General features: G+C 64.0%; 22 protein-coding genes. 9 read left to right on the forward strand and 13 right to left on the reverse strand.

Annotated features, from left to right (window positions below):
* Positions 1–218: 218 nt before the first annotated feature.
* From ACT4OC_RS20860 to tsaA, 4 genes are all read left to right on the forward strand, one after another.
* Positions 219–1,166, forward strand: a complete 948-nt coding sequence (locus ACT4OC_RS20860; protein WP_444840925.1) for a transglycosylase SLT domain-containing protein — start codon at positions 219–221, stop codon at positions 1,164–1,166.
* A gap of 188 nt (positions 1,167–1,354) precedes the next feature.
* On the forward strand, positions 1,355–2,092 hold the full coding sequence (locus tag ACT4OC_RS20865) for an AzlC family ABC transporter permease (RefSeq protein WP_444840926.1): 738 nt from the start codon (positions 1,355–1,357) through the stop codon (positions 2,090–2,092).
* Positions 2,089–2,433, forward strand: coding sequence for an AzlD domain-containing protein (locus tag ACT4OC_RS20870; protein WP_444840927.1), 345 nt, complete (start codon positions 2,089–2,091; stop codon positions 2,431–2,433). Before ACT4OC_RS20865 ends, ACT4OC_RS20870 begins: the two co-directional genes overlap by 4 nt.
* Positions 2,434–2,524: 91 nt before the next feature.
* Positions 2,525–3,010, forward strand: coding sequence for a tRNA (N6-threonylcarbamoyladenosine(37)-N6)-methyltransferase TrmO (gene tsaA, locus ACT4OC_RS20875; RefSeq protein ID WP_444840928.1), 486 nt, complete (start codon positions 2,525–2,527; stop codon positions 3,008–3,010).
* A 106-nt stretch (positions 3,011–3,116) separates the two neighbouring features.
* Here tsaA and ACT4OC_RS20880 read toward each other — a convergent pair whose 3' ends face one another.
* Genes ACT4OC_RS20880 through ACT4OC_RS20895 form a run of 4 tightly spaced genes read right to left on the reverse strand, consistent with a single transcriptional unit; the run spans position 3,117 to position 6,071 of the window.
* Positions 3,117–3,542 carry an HIT family protein gene (locus ACT4OC_RS20880; protein WP_444840929.1) on the reverse strand — a complete coding sequence of 142 codons (426 nt, stop codon included), beginning with the start codon at positions 3,540–3,542 and terminating at the stop codon, positions 3,117–3,119.
* Positions 3,543–3,593: 51 nt separating this feature from the next.
* A complete protein-coding gene (locus ACT4OC_RS20885; protein WP_444840930.1) occupies positions 3,594–4,790 on the reverse strand; it encodes a GNAT family N-acetyltransferase in 1,197 nt (398 codons plus the stop codon).
* A 55-nt stretch (positions 4,791–4,845) separates the two neighbouring features.
* Positions 4,846–5,598 carry a glycerophosphodiester phosphodiesterase gene (locus ACT4OC_RS20890; RefSeq protein ID WP_444840931.1) on the reverse strand — a complete coding sequence of 251 codons (753 nt, stop codon included), beginning with the start codon at positions 5,596–5,598 and terminating at the stop codon, positions 4,846–4,848.
* A gap of 5 nt (positions 5,599–5,603) precedes the next feature.
* Positions 5,604–6,071 (reverse strand): RidA family protein, encoded by a 468-nt coding sequence (locus tag ACT4OC_RS20895; RefSeq protein ID WP_444840932.1) that lies wholly within the window; start codon positions 6,069–6,071, stop codon positions 5,604–5,606.
* A 213-nt stretch (positions 6,072–6,284) separates the two neighbouring features.
* On the opposite strand from ACT4OC_RS20895, the gene ACT4OC_RS20900 reads away from it, so the two are divergent.
* Positions 6,285–7,145 (forward strand): cell envelope integrity EipB family protein, encoded by an 861-nt coding sequence (locus ACT4OC_RS20900; RefSeq protein ID WP_444840933.1) that lies wholly within the window; start codon positions 6,285–6,287, stop codon positions 7,143–7,145.
* Positions 7,146–7,254: 109 nt separating this feature from the next.
* Here ACT4OC_RS20900 and ACT4OC_RS20905 read toward each other — a convergent pair whose 3' ends face one another.
* Both ACT4OC_RS20905 and ACT4OC_RS20910 read right to left on the reverse strand, forming a co-directional pair.
* Positions 7,255–8,556 carry a DNA polymerase IV gene (locus ACT4OC_RS20905; RefSeq protein ID WP_444840934.1) on the reverse strand — a complete coding sequence of 434 codons (1,302 nt, stop codon included), beginning with the start codon at positions 8,554–8,556 and terminating at the stop codon, positions 7,255–7,257.
* A complete protein-coding gene (locus tag ACT4OC_RS20910) occupies positions 8,553–8,852 on the reverse strand; it encodes a DUF3572 domain-containing protein (protein ID WP_291608802.1) in 300 nt (99 codons plus the stop codon). Before ACT4OC_RS20910 ends, ACT4OC_RS20905 begins: the two co-directional genes overlap by 4 nt.
* A gap of 221 nt (positions 8,853–9,073) precedes the next feature.
* Between ACT4OC_RS20910 and ACT4OC_RS20915 the strand changes: the two genes are divergently transcribed.
* Positions 9,074–9,439, forward strand: coding sequence for a response regulator (locus tag ACT4OC_RS20915; protein WP_291608801.1), 366 nt, complete (start codon positions 9,074–9,076; stop codon positions 9,437–9,439).
* Between the two features lie 12 nt (positions 9,440–9,451).
* Positions 9,452–10,825 carry a PleD family two-component system response regulator gene (locus ACT4OC_RS20920; RefSeq protein WP_444840935.1) on the forward strand — a complete coding sequence of 458 codons (1,374 nt, stop codon included), beginning with the start codon at positions 9,452–9,454 and terminating at the stop codon, positions 10,823–10,825.
* A gap of 3 nt (positions 10,826–10,828) precedes the next feature.
* Here ACT4OC_RS20920 and ACT4OC_RS20925 read toward each other — a convergent pair whose 3' ends face one another.
* Together ACT4OC_RS20925 and ACT4OC_RS20930 are read right to left on the reverse strand one after the other, a co-directional pair.
* Positions 10,829–12,043: a serine hydrolase domain-containing protein gene (locus ACT4OC_RS20925; protein WP_444840936.1), complete on the reverse strand. Its 1,215-nt coding sequence runs from the start codon at positions 12,041–12,043 to the stop codon at positions 10,829–10,831.
* 98 nt (positions 12,044–12,141) lie between these two features.
* Entirely contained in the window at positions 12,142–12,681 is a 540-nt protein-coding gene (locus tag ACT4OC_RS20930) for a TetR/AcrR family transcriptional regulator (protein ID WP_444840967.1), read from the reverse strand.
* 155 nt (positions 12,682–12,836) lie between these two features.
* Here ACT4OC_RS20930 and ACT4OC_RS20935 point away from each other — a divergent pair, with 155 nt between their 5' ends.
* Both ACT4OC_RS20935 and ACT4OC_RS20940 read left to right on the forward strand, forming a co-directional pair.
* Complete coding sequence (locus ACT4OC_RS20935) at positions 12,837–14,069, forward strand: MFS transporter (protein WP_444840937.1); 1,233 nt, start codon at positions 12,837–12,839, stop codon at positions 14,067–14,069.
* Between the two features lie 373 nt (positions 14,070–14,442).
* A complete protein-coding gene (locus tag ACT4OC_RS20940; protein ID WP_444840938.1) occupies positions 14,443–15,171 on the forward strand; it encodes a LuxR C-terminal-related transcriptional regulator in 729 nt (242 codons plus the stop codon).
* Positions 15,172–15,596: 425 nt separating this feature from the next.
* On the opposite strand, the gene ACT4OC_RS20945 is transcribed toward ACT4OC_RS20940, so the two are convergent.
* From ACT4OC_RS20945 to ACT4OC_RS20965, 5 genes are all read right to left on the reverse strand, one after another.
* Complete coding sequence (locus ACT4OC_RS20945) at positions 15,597–15,830, reverse strand: hypothetical protein (protein ID WP_444840939.1); 234 nt, start codon at positions 15,828–15,830, stop codon at positions 15,597–15,599.
* Entirely contained in the window at positions 15,827–16,288 is a 462-nt protein-coding gene (locus tag ACT4OC_RS20950; protein WP_444840940.1) for a hypothetical protein, read from the reverse strand. The genes ACT4OC_RS20945 and ACT4OC_RS20950 overlap by 4 nt, the downstream gene beginning before the upstream one ends.
* 647 nt (positions 16,289–16,935) lie before the next feature.
* Positions 16,936–17,103: a 50S ribosomal protein L33 gene (rpmG, locus tag ACT4OC_RS20955; protein ID WP_007603295.1), complete on the reverse strand. Its 168-nt coding sequence runs from the start codon at positions 17,101–17,103 to the stop codon at positions 16,936–16,938.
* 178 nt (positions 17,104–17,281) lie between these two features.
* Positions 17,282–18,607 carry an LLM class flavin-dependent oxidoreductase gene (locus tag ACT4OC_RS20960; RefSeq protein WP_444840941.1) on the reverse strand — a complete coding sequence of 442 codons (1,326 nt, stop codon included), beginning with the start codon at positions 18,605–18,607 and terminating at the stop codon, positions 17,282–17,284.
* A 196-nt stretch (positions 18,608–18,803) separates the two neighbouring features.
* On the reverse strand, positions 18,804–19,553 hold the full coding sequence (locus ACT4OC_RS20965; RefSeq protein ID WP_444840942.1) for an NUDIX hydrolase: 750 nt from the start codon (positions 19,551–19,553) through the stop codon (positions 18,804–18,806).
* Positions 19,554–19,563 lie beyond the last annotated feature (10 nt).

Here is a 19,563-nt window from a genome sequence, read left to right on the forward strand (position 1 = left end):
GGTCCTGCATGGTCGGCGTCTCCCGCTATGGAAGGGCGACTGTACGACGGTTCCGCGGGCAGACGAGGGACGACGGCAGCGATTTGTCGCGTTAACGTAAACCGGCCGGTTCGGGAACCGGCGGGGACGCCGGCGGTTCACGTGGCGTGTTGCAACCCCGAATGGTGCCGGTACATCATTTCCGGGAGCCATCCGTAACGGCTTTCAACGGGATAGCGATGCAAGCAGGCCGGCGGCTCTGCGCCTTTCTTTGCTTGATGGTGGTGCTGCCGGGTCCGCTCGCATCGGCGCAGGATCCGCTGCGCCTCGCGCAGGTGGGCTTCGAGGAGCCGGCCGCCGCGCCGCCGAAGCCGACCGAGCGGGAATCCGACACCCGCGAGGCGATCTGCCTGATGATCGAGTCTGCGGCGCGGCAATCCAGCCTGCCGCTGGAATTCTTCGCCCGCGTGATCTGGCAGGAGAGCCGTTTCCGCTCCGATGCGGTGGGACCGATGACGCGAAGCGGACAGCGTGCGCAGGGCATCGCGCAGTTCATGCCGGGCACGGCCAGCGAGCGCGGCCTGCTCGATCCCTTCAGTCCCGTGCAGGCGCTGCCGAAATCGGCGGAGTTTCTTGCCGAGCTGCGCGCGCAGTTCGGCAATCTCGGGCTGGCGGCCGCCGCCTACAATGCCGGCCCGCGCCGCGTGCAGGAATGGCTCGACGGCATCGGCGGGATGCCGCAGGAGACACGCAACTATGTGTACGCGATCACCGGCTCGTCGGTGGAGGACTGGGCCAAGGCGGGAAAGGGCGGCAAGCAGCCGGAGCGCATGCCAGCCTCGAGCTGCCGCGAATTGATGGCGCTGCTCAAGCAGGCGCCCAATCCCTTCATCGAAGGCCTCGAACAGCGCGTGACGCTCGCGGCCGCCAAGCCATGGGGCGTGCAGCTTGCTGCGGGTTTTAGCCGCGACAGGGCGCTGGCGATGTATGGCCGAGCGGTCTCGCGCCTCTCGAGCGTGATCGGCGACCGCGACCCCTCGATCCTCACCTCGCGCCTGCGCAGCCGCGGGCCCGCGACGTTCTACCAGGTGCGGTTCGGCGCCGATACGCGCGGCGAGGCGGATGATGTCTGCAACCGCATACGCAAGGCGGGCGGCGCGTGCTTTGTGCTGAGGAACAGGGGGTGAGGGACGTACCGACCCAACCCCGTCATTGCGAGGAGCGATAGCGACGAAGCAATCCATGCTCTTCTCGCGGCATAGATGGATTGCTTCGCTTCGCTCGCAATGACGGTAGTAATCGCTGGCGGACTTGCATGCCAGCCCCGATGCCGCCCTCGCTTGACGCAGCTTCCCCCATCAGCGTTAAGCAATCCATGCGGCTGCCGCCACCCGACTCAGCCCACTGGCAAAGTCCCATCCGCGCCTTTGCGTGGGGGATGAGCGCGGTCGTCTCGACCGTGCTGACGCTGGTACTGTTTGCGACCTATCTGGGCATCGGCGCGCTGGCGCATGACACGCAGTTCAGCCTGCTCTGGGTGCTGTTGAGCACGCTGCTGGTGTGGGCGGGGCCCGCGCAGATCATCCTGATCTCGACGCTCGGCTCCGGGGCCACCGCGGTGCAGGCGGCAATTGCCGTGACCTTGAGCGCGATCCGGCTGTTTCCGATGGTGGTGTCGGTGCTGCCGATGCTGCGCACGCCGCAGACAAAACGGCGCCATCTCGTGCTGGCGGCGCATTTCGTTGCGGTGACGCTGTGGGTGGAGTGCTATCGCCTGCTGCCGCAGGTGCCGCGCGAGCGCCGCGTCGCCTTTGTGCATGGGCTCGGCTGCGGCCTCGTCGCGGTGTGCCTGATCGCGACCACGGTGGGCTATGAGCTCGCGGCCAAACTGCCGCCGCTGTTTGCCGCCGCCATCCTGCTGCTGACGCCGCTCGCGTTCCTGCTGTCGACCGCTCGCAATTGCACGCAGCTTCCCGATATCGTGGCGCTGGCGCTCGGGCTCGCGCTGTTTCCGCTGGTGGCCATGCTTCACACCGGCGTCGATATCCTCATCTCCGGCGTGGTGGCGGGCACGATCGGCTATGGCGTGCATTGGTGGCGGAGGCCGGCATGAGCGGCTTTGTCGGCGACTGGCACGCGCTGCTTCTCCTCATCGTCGCGGGCTTCCTGCCCAACGAGGTCTGGCGCATGGCCGGGCTGTGGTTCGTCAGCGGCATCGACGAGGGCTCGGAAGTGCTGGTGTGGGTGAGGGCGGTGGCGACCGCCATCCTTGCCGGAGTGATCGCGCAGATCCTGGTGCAGCCCCCGGGCGCGCTCGCCGGCGTGCCGGATGGCTTGCGCTATGGCGCGGTGGTCGCAGGGTTTGCGGTGTTCCTCGTTGCCAAACGATCGATCTTCGCCGGCGTGGTCTGCGGCGAGATCGTCATGATCGCCGGCAAATGGTGGCTCGGCTGATTGCAGATGCAATCGGATTGCAGGTGTGCAATCGGATTGCAGGGGCTGCACAATCGGCTAGTGTCGGCGCCAAACGAGATGGATCGAGACAATGGTACAAGAACTGCGCGAGGGCGAGGTCGCCATCGACATGCCGGCACCGAACGATGCCCGCCTGGTCTTTATCGGCCGTATTCGCACGCCCTGGACCTCGCGGCTGGAGACGCCGCGGCAGGGGCGGCAGGACGGCCCGATCTGCCGGCTGGAAATCTTCGAGCCGTTCGTGCCCGCCATCAAGGGCGTCGACTTCTACGAGAATCTCGAGGTGATCTACTGGCTGCACCAGTCGCGCCGCGACCTCGTGCTGCAGAGCCCGAAGAACAACCAGAAGACCCGCGGCACCTTCTCGCTGCGCTCGCCGGTGCGGCCCAATCCGATCGGCACCTCGATCGTCAAACTGGTCGGCGTCGAGGGCAACACCATTTTGGTACGCGGGCTCGACTGCCTCGACGGCACGCCGCTCTTGGACGTGAAGCCCGACCGCTGCGAATTCAGTCCGCTCGCCGCTGCTCAGGCGGGGGATTTCGAGACGGAGTGATGTGGCCAACTCCGTCATTGCGAGCGAAGCGAAGCAATCCAGCTGTTGCCGCAGGAAGGAAAACTGGATTGCTTCGTCGCTTCGCTCCTCGCAATGACGGTTGAAGCTAATCGGCCAACGCCGCGATCAGCCTGGTCGCATTGTCCTCGAGCACTTTCACATCTTCCTTGCGGCTGGCGGGCGGCAGCAGCGCTACGCCGTTGTGGCGCGGCATCACGTGCATGTGCAGGTGGAAGACGACCTGTCCGCCGGCGGGCTCGTTGAACTGTTGCACGGTGATGCCGTCGGCCTGAAAAGCCTTCATCGCGGCGGAGGCGATCTTGTGCGCGGCGCGGGCGACATGGGCATAGTCCTCGGCGGTGATGTCGAGGATGTTGCGGGCAGGGGCCTTCGGGATGACAAGCGTATGGCCGGGCGAACGCGGCATGATGTCGAGGAAGGCCATCGCATGCTCGTTCTCGTAGACCTTGTAGCAGGGGAATTCGCCGCGCAGGATCTTTGCGAAGGGGTTTTGCGGGTCGTAGGCGGGCATGGCGGCGGGCTCCTCGAAATCAACTTCGGTTCAGCTTCTTAGCCAGAAATCCTAAGGCGCGTCATCAGCGCTTTTGCGGAATGGGCCGGCGGCGGCAAGCTCGCGGCCGGCCTCGGCGACATAGGCGCGCTCGCGCTTGAGGTAGTCGGCAATGGCCCGGCGCAGATCGGGGTCGGCGATGAAATGCGCCGACCACGTCGTCTGCGGCAGGTATCCGCGCGCCAGCTTGTGCTCGCCCTGCGCGCCGGCTTCGACGACCGCCAGTCCGCGCTGAATGGCGAAATCGATCGCCTGATAATAGCAGACCTCGAAATGCAGGAAGTTGTGATGCTCGATGGCGCCCCAGTTGCGGCCGAACAGCGTGTCGGAGCCGACGAAGTTGATCGCGCCCGCGATCCAGCGGCCGTTGCGTTTGGCCATGACCAGCAGCACGTCCGCGGCCATGCTCTCGCCGATCTCTGAGAAGAACGTTCGCGTGAGGTACGGGCGGCCCCATTTGCGCGAGCCGGTCTCCATGTAGAAGGTGAAGAACGCGTCCCACGCGTCCTCGTCGATCTCGCTGCCGGTGAGCCAGTGGATGGTGATCCCGGCGGATAGCACCTCGCGCCGCTCGCGCTTGATCGCCTTGCGGTGGCGCGAATTCAGCGTGGCGAGGAAATCGTCGAAGCTCTTGTAGCCTTCGTTGTGCCAGTGGAACTGCTGGTCGTTGCGGATCAGGAAGCCGTGCTGCGCGAGGCATTTCGCGTCCGCCTCGCGCGCGAAGGTGACATGCACGGATGACGCAGTGGTTGCGTTGCACAGCGCCATCAGCCCGGCGGCGAGCGCGTGGGCAATGCGCTCGCGGTCGACGCCGTCGCGGATCAACAGACGCGGTCCGCTCGCCGGCGTAAATGGCACGGAGCACTGCAGCTTCGGGTAATAGCGCCCGCCGGCGCGCTCATAGGCGTCGGCCCAGCCGCGGTCGAAGACATATTCGCCTTGCGAATGCGATTTCAGGTAGCAGGGCACGACGCCGACGATTCTGTCGTCGAGCCTGGCGATCAGGTGCCGTGCGCCCCAACCGGTGCGCGGACTGGCCGAGCCGGAGGTTTCGGCCGCCGCAAAAAAGGCGTGGGATACGAAGGGGTTATAATAAGGCTTTGAACCGGGGCCGCAATCCCCGCCGGGATTGGCGCAGGCATCCCATTCAGCGGCGGGAATCGCGCTGATCGAGGAGACTGCTTCGAGGGTGATTTCGGATGAGGCCATCGACACCCCAAACATCGTGCATCCGCCGTGCCACTTCAAGGCCGCACGCGGTATGTCAGGTTCCCGGTACGAAACCCTCAAAAATCATCTGGTCGGCGTAGCGTGTCGCGCGCTCGCGCTGTTCGGGCGTGCGCACAGTCCAGGTTAATAGCGGGCAGCCGAAGATGTTGCGCGCGATCCATGGCGCGGGCGCCGGCAGCTGGTTCACCCAATAGGCGACGAAGTGCGGCTCGGTGCGAAAGCCGTGGCGCAGAAAGAGCATGCTGTCGCGCTGCTCTTTCGTGAGCTTCTTCCAGTAGTCGTCGTCATAGTCGCGCTGGGCGACGATGCCGCGCGGCAAATTGGGGGCAAGCTCGCGCAGCGCCAGCACCTGGTCGGGATCGAAGGACATGCCGACGGCGGGGCCGGAATAGGAGGAGAGCACTTCCGCCATCCGTGTGACGAGCTTGCGGTCTCCGTCGAAATGGCTCTTGACCTCGATGACCAGCGGGACGCGCCCTGCGACGAGCGTGCAGAGGTCGGCAAGCGACATCATGCGCTCGCCGGTGTCCCTGAATTTGACCGTTTTCAGCTCCGCAGCGCTCTTCTGCAGCAGAGCGCCGGATCCTTCGTTCAGCCGGCCAAGCGCATCGTCGTGATGCACCATTGCCTCGCCGTCGGCCGTGAGCTGGGTGTCCACCTCGATGGCAAAATTGCCCGCGATCGCCGCCTGCACCGCGCCCGGCATGTTCTCCACGATACCGCGAGAAATGTCATGCAGGCCGCGATGGGCGACCGGCCGCGCCGTCAGCCATGCGGGGGCACGCATGCCGGTCAAGCGACCTCGAAGACGGCCTCGACCTCGACCGCGGCGTCAGCCGGAAGCGAGGACACGCCGACGGTGGTCCGGGCATGGCGGCCCTTGTCGCCGAAGGCGGCAACCATCAGGTCGGAAGCGCCGTTCAGCACCTTCGGCCCGTCGAGGAAATCGGGCGCGGAATTGACGAACCCGCCGAGCCTGACCACGCGCGCGACCTTGTCGAGATCGCCGAGCGCGGCCTTCACCTGCGCCAGCAGGTTGACGGCGCAACCCTTTGCCGCGGCATAGCCTTGCTCGACGGTCACGCCGGCACCACACTTGCCCTTGGCGATCAGCGTGCCGTCGGGATTCATGCAGACCTGGCCCGAAACGAACAGCAGGTTGCCGGAGCGCACGAAGGGGACGTAATTGGCGATGGGGCTTCGCGGTTCAGCCAAGGTGATGCCTTCCGCCGCCAGTTTCTGCTCGACCGTACCCGCCATGTTCCGTCCCCAAAATGAATGCGCCGTTATCCGAACGTTCAGCTTCGCAAGGGCACCTTGTTTCGCGCATGCCGCCACGACATGCAAGCGAGGCGCGGCGCGCGCCGGCAGGTGTTTTTGCCTGCAAAAGCTGCATTTTCGTGGTGCCGCCCCAGTTGCGGCGCAAAAGGACCGCCAGTATTGTTGCGAATCTTCCACAAACAAGGGAATGCCATGGCCTGCCTGAAGCCGCCGCGCGCCGTACTCACGACAATTGCCGCGGTTGCGGTCGGAACGGGTCTAACGATCGGGTCTGCACAGGCCACAGGTCCGGGCTTCCTCTCCCACCAGGCGCTCTATGAGCTGAGCCTGCTCAAGTCGCGCGGCGCCAAGGCCGTCAACGCCGCCCGCGGCCGCATTCTCTACAATTTCACCGGCAGTGCCTGCGAGGGCTATACCTCTGAATTCCGCCAGGTGTCCGAGCTCAACAGCGGAGAGGGCAAATCGACGCTGAGCGATCTGCGCTCGACCTCCTGGGAAGACGGCGAGGGCAAGAGCTACCGCTTCAAGATCGACACACGGATGAACGATTCCGACGCGCCGTCGGTCGACGGTTTTGCCGAGCGGATCGGCGACCGGATCAGGGTCAAGCTGAAGCAGCCGGCGGCGAAGACCTTCAATCTCGAAGGCAGCGTCGTGTTTCCGACCGAGCAGATCCACCGGATCATCGACGCCGCGCGATCAGGCAAATCGATCCTGGAATTGATGGTCTATGACGGCTCCGACGATGGCGAGAAGGTCTACAACACGCTCTCGGTGATCGGCCAACCGATATCAGGCGATCGCAGCATTGCCTCGCCCGATCCGTCCACCGCCAACGACAAGATGAAAACGCTGACCCGCTGGCCGGTGACGGTGAGCTATTACGACCGCGACGCGCGCGCCAAGGACGGCGAGCAGACCCCGGTCTACGCGATGTCTTTCGAGCTGTTCGAGAACGGCGTCTCCCGCGCGCTGGTGCTGGATTACAATGACTTCGTCATTTCCGGCGCGCTTGGCAAGTTCGACGTGAAGGATTCGAAGCCGTGTAAATGACGCGGGAGCGCGAAGCGCTCACGCGTCATTCCGGGATGGTCCGAAGGACCAGACCCTGAATCTCGAGGTTCCGGGTCTGGTGCTAACGCACCATCCCGGAACGACGGAGCTAAATATCCTCCCCCGTTTTCTCCGGCCCCTCATACGCAATCCCGCGGATCACCGCGGCGCTGCCGAACTTCTTCCTCAAATCGTCCATCGCGCGCTCGGCATGGGCCGAGCGGCGGTCGAGCATGTCGGAATCGTCTGCCGCCGAGCCGGGCTTCAGCGCGCTGACGCCGGTGCCCATCAGGCGGAAAGCGGTGCCGTCGATTTCCCTCGCCAGCATCTCGCGGGAGATGGCGAAAATCTTGGCAGCGAGCTGCGTCGGCGACTGGATCGACTGCGAGCGGGTGCGCTGGCGGAAATCGGCGGTCTTCAGTTTCAGCGTGACGGTGCTTCCGGCGAGATTGCTGCTCTTCAAGCGCGCCGAAACCTTTTCCGAAAGTTTCCACAAGAGGCGCTCCAGCGTGGCGAAATCGCGGATGTCGGTCTCGAACGTGGTCTCGGCGGAGATGTTCTTGGCGCCGCGATCGGGCACCACGAGGCGGTCGTCGATGCCGCGCGCCAGCCGCCAAAGCCGCTGGCCTTCGCCGCCGAACTGCTTCATCAGCTCGTGCTCGTCGGCGCGCTGCAGGTCGGCGATCAGGCGGTAGCCGCGCTGGATCAGCTTTTCCTGCGAGGCGGGACCGACGCCATAGATGAAGCCGACCGGCCGCTCCGCCAGCATTTCGCGCGCCTCGTCCCGGTCGAGCAAGGCAAAGCCGCGGGGCTTGTCGAGGTCGGAGGCGATCTTGGCGAGGAACTTGTTGACGGAAAGGCCCACCGACACGGTGATGCCGATGTCGCGCTCGACCTCGCGGGCAAAGCGCGCCAGCACTTTGGCCGGAATCATGCCGTGGACGCGCTGCGTGCCGGCAAGATCGAGAAAGGCTTCGTCGATCGACAGCGGCTCGACCAACGGCGTCAGCGCCTGCATGGCCTGCCGTACCTCGCGCCCGACCCGGACGTATTTCGCCATATCCGGCCGGATTACCACCGCCTGCGGGCAAAGCGCCAGCGCCTTGAACATCGGCATAGCCGAGCGCACGCCGAAGGTGCGGGAAATATAGCAGGCGGCCGAGACCACGCCGCGCTTGCCGCCGCCGATGATCACCGGCTTGTCGGCGATATCGGGATTGTCGCGCTTCTCGACGGTCGCATAGAAGGCGTCGCAGTCGATATGGGCGAGCGCGAGCGAGGCCAGCGTACGGTGCCGCACCAGGCGAGGCGAGCCGCATTGGCCGCAGCGCCGGGCGGAGAAGTCGAGGTCGGCGAGACAGTCGCGGCAAAAGGCGCGCGGTCCGACCACCGCTTGCGGCGCCGCGCTCACGGCACGTCGCGCTCCCAGGCTGGATCGCACAGCGCCTGGTGGGCGGCCGCGACGTTGGTCGGGTGCAGTTCGGAGGCTTGCGCAAACGCCTTCACGGTCGCGTCATCGCGCATCACGAAATCCAGCACGCTGGCGAGAAACTTCGGGTCGGAAGCGGACTTTCTGAGGGTATCCGGGCCGATGCCGGTTTCGGCCAAAAATCGGCCCAGCCGCGCGGGATCGCCGGCGATGAAGGACAGGGCCTGAATCGCAACGATTTCAGCGACTTCGCGGGGGTTTTGAACAGGCTTTTTCAACCGACCCGTTTGCCTTTCCGTTAACTTCTGGGGTCTAATCATGCCCGAGTCTGCGGAAGGTGTTCAAGAACTGCAAACCCAATCAAGGAAACACGACCCTCGGACTTAACGGCTTAGAGCGAATCTGACGCTAGTTTGAATTCACTTTTCGACACGCCCGGTGGGGGCGGCCAGCGCGCCGCATTCCGGGCATGTCTCCTTAGGGAACGGGGAGGGACGGGATGGCCAAGACCGTCCTGATCGTGGAGGACAACGAGCTCAACATGAAGCTCTTTCGCGACCTGTTGGAAGCTCATGGCTATCAGACCTCGGGCACCAGCAATGGTTACGAGGCGCTCGATCTCGTCCGCAAGATGCGTCCGGACCTGATCCTGATGGACATCCAGCTGCCGCAGGTGTCCGGCCTCGAGGTCACGAAATGGATCAAGGATGATCCGGAATTGCGCGCCATTCCCGTGGTGGCCGTCACGGCCTTTGCCATGAAGGGCGATGAGGAGCGGATTCGCGAAGGCGGCTGCGAGGCCTATTTGTCGAAGCCGATTTCGGTCGGCAAGTTTATTGAGACTGTGCGTCGTTTTATCGGGTGAAGGTAAGTTTCCATGACCGCGCGTATCCTGGTCGTCGACGATGTTCCCGCCAACGTGAAGCTGCTGGAAGCGCGCCTGTCGGCCGAGTATTTCGACGTCATCACCGCTTCCAACGGCGCCGATGCGCTGGCGATCTGTGCGCGCGCCGAATGCGACATCGTCCTGCTCGACATCATGATGCCCGACATGGACGGCTTCGAGGTATGCCGGCGGCTGAAGTCCAATCCGGCCACGCATTACATCCCGGTCGTGATGGTCACCGCGCTCGATAGCCCCGCGGACCGCGTGCGCGGCCTGGAGGCGGGCGCCGACGACTTCCTGACCAAGCCGGTGTCCGATGTCGTGCTGCTGGCGCGCGTGCGCTCGCTGACACGGCTGAAGATGATGACCGACGAGCTGCGCATGCGCGCCATCACCTCGCTGGAGATGGGCATGGAGGCCCCGGAGCGCAGCGCGGTCGCCGACACCGGCAAGGGCGGTCGCATCCTCCTGGTGGATGACCGTCCAGCCTCCTACGAGCGGCTGGCGCCGATGCTGGCGACCGAGCACCACGTAGACGTCGAGCCCGATCCGTCGCAGGCGCTGTTCCATGCCGCCGAGGGCAGCTACGACCTCCTGATCGTCTCGCTCAGCCTCGAGAATTTCGACGGCCTCAGACTATGCAGCCAGGCGCGCTCGCTGGAGCGTACGCGGCAGGTGCCGATCCTCGCCATTTCCGACGCCGACAACAATGCGCGGCTGCTGCGCGGCCTCGAGATCGGCGTCAACGATTATCTGCTGCGTCCGGTCGACAGGAACGAGCTGCTGGCGCGGGCCCGCACCCAGATCAGGAAGCGCCGTTACACCGATCATTTGCGCGACAACGTGCAGAACTCGATCGAGATGGCGATCACGGATGCGCTGACGGGCTTGCATAACCGCCGCTATATGGAAAGCCATCTGGCGACGCTGGCCGAGCAGGCCTCGGCCCGCGGCAAGCCGCTGGCGTTGATGATCCTCGACATCGACTTCTTCAAGGCGATCAACGACAGCCATGGCCACGATGCCGGCGACGACGTGCTGCGCGAGTTCGCGGTGCGCATCCGCAAGTCGATCCGCGGCATTGATCTCGCCTGCCGCTATGGCGGCGAGGAGTTCGTGATCGTGATGCCGGAAACCGACCTGCATGTTGCCGGCATGGTGGCGGAACGGCTGCGCCGATCGATCGCGGGCGAGAGCTTCGCCATCAGCAAGGGCATCAAGCGCATCGAGGTCACGATCTCGATCGGGCTCTCGATCCTCGAGCGCAAGGGCGAGCCGGTCGCCGACCTGCTCAAGCGCGCCGACAAGGCGCTCTATCGCGCCAAGCACGACGGCCGCAACCGCGTGGTGTCAGACGCGGCGTGAAGGTCAGGCCGCCTTGCGCCCCTGTCCGAGCGCGTCATAGGCCAGCCGCTTGAACTCGAACGAGAACGGGTGGACGAAGGCCATCTGCCGCTGCGCCATCATGACGCCCGCCATGTTGCGCTTCGGCGAAATCCACCATTGCGTGCCGGCGACGCCGCCCCAATAGAGTTCGCCCGCTGCATCGGCGTGATCGAACGGTCCGGGCTTGAGAATGAGGCCGCCGGCAAGGCTGAATGCCTTGCCAGGCTGTTCCCCAAGATTGGCAAACCGGATCCATTGCCCTTCCGGCAACTGGTTGCTCATCATCAACGCAATCGTTTCGGGCTTGAGCAGCGTCGGACCGCCCGGCAGCAGGCTGCGGATCAGCGCCACCATGTCTGATAGCGTCGACACCAGGCCGCCGCCGCCGTTGAGCCGTGCGACCGGACGCAAATAAGCGCCGGGGAAGGGCGCGTTGTCCGTTCGCGTCAACCCGGGCTTCATCGGCTCCATGATGTCGGCGCCGGCGTAGTAAGCGACGAGGCGGTCTTGATCCTTCTGCGGCACGACGAAACCGGTGTCCACCATGCCGAGCGGGTCGAGGATGCGCGCCTTGATGAACCGGTCGAAGCTCTGCCCGCTGATGACCTCGATCAGGCGCGCGGTCACGTCGGTGGCGAGCGAATATTCCCAGGACGTGCCGGGATGATAGACCAGGGGCAGGTCGGCCAGCACGTCCACCATCTGCGCCAGCGTCTTGTTGATGTCGTGCACGCCGCGTTCGTTGAGCGACTTGAAGATCACCGTGCCGGGATCGAAGAAGCCGTAGCTCAATCCCGAGCTGTGGCTGAGCAAATGCCGGACGGTGATCGAGCTCTTCGCCGGCTCCGTGTCGTCGATCGACGTCGCGCCGGGCCGCAGGACCTTGCGGTTGCCCAGCTGCGGGATGAATTTCTCGATGGGATCGTCGAGCTTGAGCTTGCCCTCTTCGTGCAGCAACAGCGCGGCGCAGGAGGTGATCAGCTTGGTGTTGGAGAACACGCGGAAGATATGATCGACGCGCAGTGGAGTCTGCGCCTCCTTGTCGGCCCAGCCGACGCAGTTGACGTCGACCAGATCGCGCCCCGAGAGCACGGCCCAGGAGATGCCGGACAGGAGGTCGTTGTCCACGTAGCGCTGCATGGCCGCTTGCGCCGGTTTGAAATCGTAACCGGCGGCGGTCACCTTCATGCCTTCCATGCTCGTTGTCCCCTTCGCCGCCGGGCATGCCGCCGGACGGAATACGCTTGTTCTGAATCAGGCCTGACTAGCAGTTTTGGCCATGTGCAGGGAAGTCGTCAGCCGCTCACTTTCACGCCTGCGTTCTTCAGCAGCACCCGCGCGGCCTCCTTTGCCGCCCGCGCCATAGAGGGATCGTTGCGCACCAGATCCTGCGCGATGCAGCCGTCCACGAGGACGGCGAGTTGCGTCGCGAGCGCCTCGGCGTCGGTAACGCCGAGTTGGTTGAGCAGATCGCGAAACCACAGCCGTCGGCTTTCCTTGAAGGCGACCGCGATCTTGCGCACCGACTTGTCCTCGGCCCCGAGCTCTGCCACGGCGTTGACGAACGGGCAGCCGCGAAAGTCTTTCGATGAGAAGCGCTTCTCCAGCGAATCGAAGGTTGCGAGAATCTGCTCGGCCGGCGGCTTGTCGGAAGGTGGCGGCAACACGAAGCGCCGCTCCAGATAGGCCGATATCAGCGCGTCCTTGGACGGGAAGTGGTTGTACAGCGTGCGCTTGGAGATGCCGATCTCGGCGGCGATGGTATCGACGCCGATTGCGCGAATTCCCTGCAGATAGAACAGCTTGTCGGCGGTCCTGAGGATCCGCTCCTTCATGTCGGGCTTATTCTGCAGGGATGCCATGCGTTGACCCGGACCGGGCTTTCCTTGACGTGCGACCATAGCGCAACTACACAGATCTGTGTAATCTAAATTTTCGGGAATCGCAGGTCGATTTTGTCGATGAGCGGCCTCCGGGGAGAACAAGAACAATGCCCCTGCTGCAAGCCCTGCGCCCCACGCTCCCCATCCTGATCGGCGCGTCGATGATGCTCACCTTGAGCATGGGGCTGCGGCAGAGTTTTGGCATCTTCATGCAGCCGCTGACGCACGACATCGGCATCTCGGTGTCGCAGTTCACGCTGGCGCTTGCGGTGCAGAACCTCGCCTGGGGTTTTCTGCAGCCGGTCGCAGGCGCCTGGTCCGTGCGCTGGGGTTTCAAGCCGATCATGATCGTGGGCTCGCTGCTGTACATCGCGGGCCTCGTGCTGATGGCGACCGCGCAAGGGATGATCCCGATCCTGATCGGCGCGGGCGTGCTGATCGGCGCTTCGCTCGCCTGCACCGCCAACGCGATCGCCATGTCGGTAGCCGCGCGCGCCGTGCCCGCGACCGTGCGCAGCACCGTGATGGGCATTGTCTCGGCGGCGGGATCGCTCGGCGCGCTGATGGCGGCACCGATCGGACAGTTGCTCAACGAAGGTTACGGCTGGCGCATTGGCGTCGCCGGCTTTGTCATCCTGTCGCTCTTCATGCTGCCTGCCGCCTGGTACGCGGGCAGGGCGGACAAGATTCCGTTGCCGCCCAAGGCGCCTGAAGACATCGGCGACGCCTCGGCTGCGACCGCTGCCAGGATTGCCTTCGGCAATGCGTCATTCGTGGTGATGACGCTGGCCTATTTCGTCTGCGGCATGCAGCTCGTCTTCCTCACCACGCATCTGCCATCTTATCTCCTGATCTGCGGTCTCGATCCGATGCTGAGCGCCCAGACGCTCGGCATGATCGGCGGATTCAACGTGATCGGCAGCCTGTTCTTCGGATGGGCCGGCCAGCGCTGGAACAAGCTGGCGCTGCTCGGGATGATCTACATCCTGCGCTCGGTGGCGCTGGCCTGGTATTTCATGCTGCCGGCGACGCCGGCAACGACGCTGCTGTTTGGCGCGATCATGGGCTTCCTCTGGATGGGCGTTGGCCCGCTGGTCGCGGGCGCTGTCGCCGAAATGTTCGGCCTGAAATGGCAGGCAATGATCCAGGGCCTTGCCTTCATGAGCCACCAGATCGGAAGCTTCCTCGGCGCCTATGGCGGCGGGCTGATCTACGACTCGCTCGGCTCATACACCATGGCCTGGCGCATCGGCGTGGCGCTCGGTCTTGCCGGCGGCATCGTCCAGGTGGCGTTCGCACTGATCAGGCCAAGCCAGCCGCCAATGATGCGGCCAGCCTGAAACGTCGGGCCTGCTCATTCGAACTAGTCCTTACGACGTAGTTGGCTCTGCTTTAAACCCGACCGGGCATGCGGGATCGTCTACTCGTGCGCAACGCCTGAGCAGGGGCAAGGAACTCCCGTTCAGTCAATGTTTACGGGGACTTGTAGCTCGTTTGACCAATTCTGCGCGGGCATTTGCAGCTGCCGACGTCCATACTTCCTTTGAAGGACACGGGCCTTTGCCGACCGCTCCCTGACGAGGGCCAGTCTCTCCGAAGTTCCCCTGCACTTATCGTAAGTTAACACAGGGCCCTAATATTGTTGTATGTTGCGGTCGGGTGGATGGGGCTGCCGAGTATGCATAGCGTATTCATCGGAGCAGCTGCTGTAGTATGTCGAGTGACCCCGGCGTACCGACGTATATCTTGCAAAGGGACGGCCTTTTCCGCGAAGGCCTGCGGCTAATACTTTCAGAAACTCGTTTTTGCCCGCAGGGCTGCGCGATCGAATTGGACGATCTTGGCGAAGTCCCTTGCGACAGGGCGGTTCTGTTCATCGTCGGTTTGGACGCGAACGACGCGATGATCTGCAGCAGGATTCGCGAGCAGTATCCGCTCGCCTTTGTCGTGGCCGTTGGCGATGAAAGCAGTCCCGAATCCCTCGCCAACGCGCTTGACGACGGCGCGAGCGCGGCGCTGTTCAGTTCGGTCAGCCCGGACGCGCTCCTCAGCACGCTTCAGGCGGTGATCAATGAACGGCTCGTGCTGATCGACGCGCGCCTGTGGTCGCTCGAAATCCAGCCAAAGGCCGAGGAGAGGCTGACGCCCTCGCTGCAGGATGAAATCCCCTGGATGTCTGCCGACCAGGCGGCCAGGCAATTGTCCTCACGAGAGATTGCCATACTGGAACGCATCGTGCGAGGCGATTCCAACAAGCATGTCGCGCGCTTCTTCAACATCGCGGAGCCGACCGTCAAAGCGCATGTAAAGGCGATCTTGAGGAAAATAGGAGCCAGCAATCGCACCCAGGCGGCGATCTGGGCGGTCAATCGCAGACTGTTCGACAATACGGATGGCGTCTCGAACCTGCCGATCTTGCTGGACAGCAGCTCGGACCACTGAGGGCGCGAAGAGCACACGTCCTGCGCCGGGTCGGGGAGAGTTTGCGAATCTGCGGTGAAACAGACCGCTTCACCAGCTGCGTTCGCGGCTGGGCGAGCGGCCGGGCCGATCGTCTTGCAGCCGCCATGTGGTTTGCACGGTTGTCCGCGTCGGCCTTACCTGCGCCGCTTCAACCTCGTCGAGGCAATGGCGGGAGGCGTAGGACTCGGTCGTTCCGGCCAACATCAGGAGGGCGATCACTGAGGCGAGCGGCGGGAGACCATGCCGGAGGCGGACGTAGTTTCCGACGTTCATGGGCGCGGCAGATCCGAACTGGTCGTAGTCGGGGCTGTACCATTGAGCGAAACATTCCCGGCACAGCCTGGCGTCGCCGTGCCAGAATGATGCCCGGACATAGTCGACTTCGCGGCGGCAGCAATCGCAGATCATCGCTGTGCTTCCTCGATGAGGCGGCGGAGCTCCGCGCGGGCCGCGCGCCGGTCCAGCTCGCTGGTGAGCTCTTTGCCGGCCGGGCTGGCTGGATCCGAATAATGTCGCGGACGGTCGGCTCGATCGTCCGCGGTTCTTGTCATCGTACAGCCGCCGATCAGGATGGTCAGCAGCACGATGGCGGGCGGTGCCGCAACCACCAGATACGGCACCGCCCAATAGGCGATCATTTGATCGCCTCGGAGTCCCTGGCCGCGAGCTTGTCGCGGAAGGACTCGCAGAGCCGACGGACCTCATCCGTCGCGCTGGAACAGGACTCAATCTCGGTGAACATCCGCTTGCCTTCCTTGCGGTAGCGTGCGGCTGTCGACTTGATGTCCTTTAGCATCGCGGAGGCGGATGCGGTGAGCTGCTCGCAGCGCTGCACCATCTCCCTCACCACGTTGCCCATGGTTTCGATCTCTTTGGCGGTCTCCTCGTATTCCTTGACGATCGCCTCGGCCGAGAGCTTGCCGATCTCGCTGACGTCCTCGCGATGGCTGACGTAATCCGGAACGGGGGGCGCCGGTGTCCGCGGCACGGGTTCAAGCGCCTGAATGTAGGGATGATTGTGTTGAACTGCTTCGCGAACCTCATCTTCGAGCCTGGAGGCATCGAAGGGTTTCACCACCGCGCTCTGTCCTCTCATAACTTCACTCCTCTAATAAAACTCGTCTTCCGGAGCTGGAAATTTAGCCGCCAGCTCGTGCATCGTCAGGCCACGCGACTTGGGGTTAAGGCGCGTTTCGACCCGACAATCTCGCGAATGTTTCTATGCAACGTGCTGGTTGACCGCCCTTCGTGGGCCGGTTGCAGAAAATGCCGGGTGCAGCCGTTTCTCCAGGTCATTGCACCCTCGCACGCATTTTTCGGCTCTCATCCCAGATGCGTTTGCCGCAGGCGATACACTGGTACACGTGGACGGTGTTGCCGCTCCGGGAATCGAGAAGCGAATGGGTGAGGCGGGAGAACCCTGTGCAGTGCGGGCAGCGCCGCCGTCCGTTGTAGATCAGAGGTTCGTGCGCGAGCTTTCCGTTTTCGATCATGCCTGCCACCAAACACCAACGCGCCCCAGCAGGAACTTCGGTTCCGGCGCATGATCGTGTGGCGAAGCAGGTGGAAATGCGTCTTTTTGCCGGAGCTTGTTGACTAGCCCGTCAGGACTAGCTCCGCGCGCGGCATCAGCGCGCGCAAGGCCGCAAGAGAATATGCATCGGCGCGAAAGGCTCGGGCCGTGACAGCAGAATGAAAAACGGGACCGCGAGGGTCCCGTTCAGTCAGAAACATTCCGTGATCTTACTTGATCTTGGCTTCACGGAACTCGACGTGCTTGCGCGCGACCGGGTCGTACTTCTTCTTGACGAGCTTGTCGGTCATGGTGCGCGAATTCTTCTTGGCGACGTAATAAAAGCCGGTGTCCGCCGAGGAAACGAGCTTGACCTTGATGGTGACCGCTTTGGCCATGGTGGAAGCCTCAAAAATGGGAAAATCTGGCGCCGGCCAACCGGCCCGCATTTGGCCGGCAACCTAGCCGCAAACGACCCAAAGTCAAGGTTTTCAAGGCTGAATCTGGGATGATTTCCCGGCGCTTAGCCCTGAATCCGGCGATTTTCTCCGACCTGAGGGCAGGAATGCCGCCTCATCAGCTCTCGAAGAAGCGGTTCCTTGGCCGCGGCAGGCCGAGATTCTCGCGCAGCGTCGTGCCTTCATACTCGGTGCGGAAGATGCCGCGCCGTTGCAGCTCCGGGACCACCTTGTCGACGAAATCATCGAGCCCGGCCGGCAGATACGGGAACATGATGTTGAAGCCGTCGCTCGCGTAGCTCGTCAGCCATTCCTCCATCTGGTCGGCGATGGTGACGGGCGTGCCGACGAACGAAAGGCCGCCGTAACCGCCGACGCGCTGCGCAAGCTGGCGCACGGTCAGCTTGTCGCGTGCGGCAACATCGACGAGGCGCTGGCGGCCGCTCTTGCTGGCATTGGTTTCCGGGATCGGCGGTAGCTGCCCGTCGGGATCGAAGCCGGAGGCATCGGTGCCCAGGACTACCGAGAGCGAGGCGATCGCAGAGTCGTAGTGCACCATGCTGTCGAGTTTCGCCCGCTTCTCCCTGGCTTCCTCGACGCTGTCGCCGACTACGACAAAGGCGCCGGGCAGGATCTTCAGATGCTCGCGGTCGCGGCCGAGCTTGTCCATACGGCCCCTGATGTCGGCGTAGAGTTTTTGCCCGTCGGCAAGGCTGCCGCCGCCGGTGAACACGGCTTCCGCGGTCTCCGCCGCAAGCTGCTTGCCGTCCTCCGATGCGCCGGCCTGCACGATCACGGGCCAGCCCTGCACGGGGCGGGAGATATTCAGCGGTCCGCGCACCTTCAGATATTTGCCCTTGTGGTCGAGCACGTGCATCCTGGCGGGATCGAAGTACAGGCCCGCCTCGACGTCGCGCACGAAAGCGTCGTCGGCGAAGGAGTCCCACAGGCCCGTGACCACGTCATAGAATTCGCGCGCCCGCTTGTAGCGCTCGGCGTGCTCCATGTGATCGTCGAGACCGAAATTCAGCGCGGCATCCGGGTTCGACGTGGTGACGATGTTCCAGCCCGCGCGGCCGCCCGAGATGTGGTCGAGCGATGCGAAGCGGCGCGCGACGTGATAGGGCTCGTCGAAGGTGGTCGAGCCCGTCGCAATCAGCCCGATGCGCTCGGTGGCGCCGGCCAGCGCCGACAGCAGCGTGAACGGCTCGAATGAAGTCACCGTGTGGCTGCGCTTCAGCGCATCGATCGGCATGTTCAAGACGGCCAGGTGATCGGCCATGAAGAAGGCGTCGAACTTGCCGGCTTCCAATTTTCGGATCAGCTGCTTCAGGTGGGCGAAGTTGAAGTTGGCGTCGGGCCAGGCCCCGGGATAGCGCCAGGCGCCGGTGTGGATGCTGACCGGCCGCATGAAGGCGCCGAGCTTGAGTTGACGCTTCGCCATTGCCTATTCCGTCCTGGTTGTTGTTGGAGATGAGATAGGAAGGCGGCGCGACGGTGCCAGCATGCTCGCGCAGAAGACTATTCTGATTTTGGGCGAACTGGCAGAACAGTCGTCATTCCAAGCGCGCCAACGGAGCGCCTGGACTCAAAATCGCGAAAACAACCCCATGCAAAGTAGAGTGGGAGAGTAACGCGAGCTACGCCCCCAGCACGTCCTTTTGCATCCTGCCGCCGTAGAAATGGAAGAACGGCACCGGCGCGTCGTGGCGCAGCGGTCCGGTGGCAAGGCGACGGTCGAGTTCGGCCAGCACGTTCTTGGTCATGGCGTGCGCGTCCGCCAGCGGCTTCGAGCCGATCTCGACCCAGACCAATTCCACCAGCTCGGCATCGGCATGCACCACGCCCTCGACGCGGTGGGCGATGGCGGAAGCATCGGCCGTGAAGAAGCGGGTATCGAAGCGGCGCACGCGGCCGGGCGGGGTGATGGCGCGCGCGATCAGGAACAGGCCGGAGGGGTCGGGCAGCAGGCCCGCTTCCGAAAACGGCTTCCAGGCGCCTTCGAGCTTGCCGGGCGCGTCGCACTTGCGGCCGAGACAAAGGCCTGTCTCCTCGCAGGCTTCGCGGATGGCGGCGTTGGCGAGCGCCCGGGCGCGGCCCGGCGTGATCTTCGGGCTGCCCTTGAGCAAGTTTTCCTCCAGCTCCCTGGTGATGGGAGCCGCGACGGGAACGCGATTATCCGACTTGTCGACGCGGCCGCCGGGGAAAACGTACTTGCCCGGCATGAACACCACGTTGTCGTGGCGGCGGCCGACCAGCACCTTCGGCTTTTCGCCGGAGCGATCGATCAGGATCAGCGTCGCGGCGTCCTTGGGGCGGAAATAAGGATGGTGATCGGCCTCCTTTTCTTCCTTCGCCTGCTCCTTGGCGGCAACTGCTGCTTGCGTCATTTCCATCCCC

It is taken from the genome of Bradyrhizobium sp. (genome assembly GCF_052389815.1).
GTDB lineage: Bacteria > Pseudomonadota > Alphaproteobacteria > Rhizobiales > Xanthobacteraceae > Bradyrhizobium.

Coding starts and splice junctions, on each gene's coding strand:
- ACT4OC_RS20860 (WP_444840925.1), top strand. CDS start 219: ATGCAAGCAGGCCGGCGGCTCTGCGCCTTTCTTTGCTTGATGGTGGTG.
- ACT4OC_RS20865 (WP_444840926.1), top strand. CDS start 1,355: ATGCGGCTGCCGCCACCCGACTCAGCCCACTGGCAAAGTCCCATCCGC.
- ACT4OC_RS20870 (WP_444840927.1), top strand. CDS start 2,089: ATGAGCGGCTTTGTCGGCGACTGGCACGCGCTGCTTCTCCTCATCGTC.
- tsaA (WP_444840928.1), top strand. CDS start 2,525: ATGGTACAAGAACTGCGCGAGGGCGAGGTCGCCATCGACATGCCGGCA.
- ACT4OC_RS20880 (WP_444840929.1), bottom strand. CDS start 3,542: ATGCCCGCCTACGACCCGCAAAACCCCTTCGCAAAGATCCTGCGCGGC.
- ACT4OC_RS20885 (WP_444840930.1), bottom strand. CDS start 4,790: ATGGCCTCATCCGAAATCACCCTCGAAGCAGTCTCCTCGATCAGCGCG.
- ACT4OC_RS20890 (WP_444840931.1), bottom strand. CDS start 5,598: ATGCGTGCCCCCGCATGGCTGACGGCGCGGCCGGTCGCCCATCGCGGC.
- ACT4OC_RS20895 (WP_444840932.1), bottom strand. CDS start 6,071: ATGGCGGGTACGGTCGAGCAGAAACTGGCGGCGGAAGGCATCACCTTG.
- ACT4OC_RS20900 (WP_444840933.1), top strand. CDS start 6,285: ATGGCCTGCCTGAAGCCGCCGCGCGCCGTACTCACGACAATTGCCGCG.
- ACT4OC_RS20915 (WP_291608801.1), top strand. CDS start 9,074: ATGGCCAAGACCGTCCTGATCGTGGAGGACAACGAGCTCAACATGAAG.
- ACT4OC_RS20920 (WP_444840935.1), top strand. CDS start 9,452: ATGACCGCGCGTATCCTGGTCGTCGACGATGTTCCCGCCAACGTGAAG.
- ACT4OC_RS20925 (WP_444840936.1), bottom strand. CDS start 12,043: ATGGAAGGCATGAAGGTGACCGCCGCCGGTTACGATTTCAAACCGGCG.
- ACT4OC_RS20930 (WP_444840967.1), bottom strand. CDS start 12,681: ATGAAGGAGCGGATCCTCAGGACCGCCGACAAGCTGTTCTATCTGCAG.
- ACT4OC_RS20935 (WP_444840937.1), top strand. CDS start 12,837: ATGCCCCTGCTGCAAGCCCTGCGCCCCACGCTCCCCATCCTGATCGGC.
- ACT4OC_RS20940 (WP_444840938.1), top strand. CDS start 14,443: ATGTCGAGTGACCCCGGCGTACCGACGTATATCTTGCAAAGGGACGGC.
- ACT4OC_RS20945 (WP_444840939.1), bottom strand. CDS start 15,830: ATGATCGCCTATTGGGCGGTGCCGTATCTGGTGGTTGCGGCACCGCCC.
- ACT4OC_RS20950 (WP_444840940.1), bottom strand. CDS start 16,288: ATGAGAGGACAGAGCGCGGTGGTGAAACCCTTCGATGCCTCCAGGCTC.
- rpmG (WP_007603295.1), bottom strand. CDS start 17,103: ATGGCCAAAGCGGTCACCATCAAGGTCAAGCTCGTTTCCTCGGCGGAC.
- ACT4OC_RS20960 (WP_444840941.1), bottom strand. CDS start 18,607: ATGGCGAAGCGTCAACTCAAGCTCGGCGCCTTCATGCGGCCGGTCAGC.
- ACT4OC_RS20965 (WP_444840942.1), bottom strand. CDS start 19,553: ATGACGCAAGCAGCAGTTGCCGCCAAGGAGCAGGCGAAGGAAGAAAAG.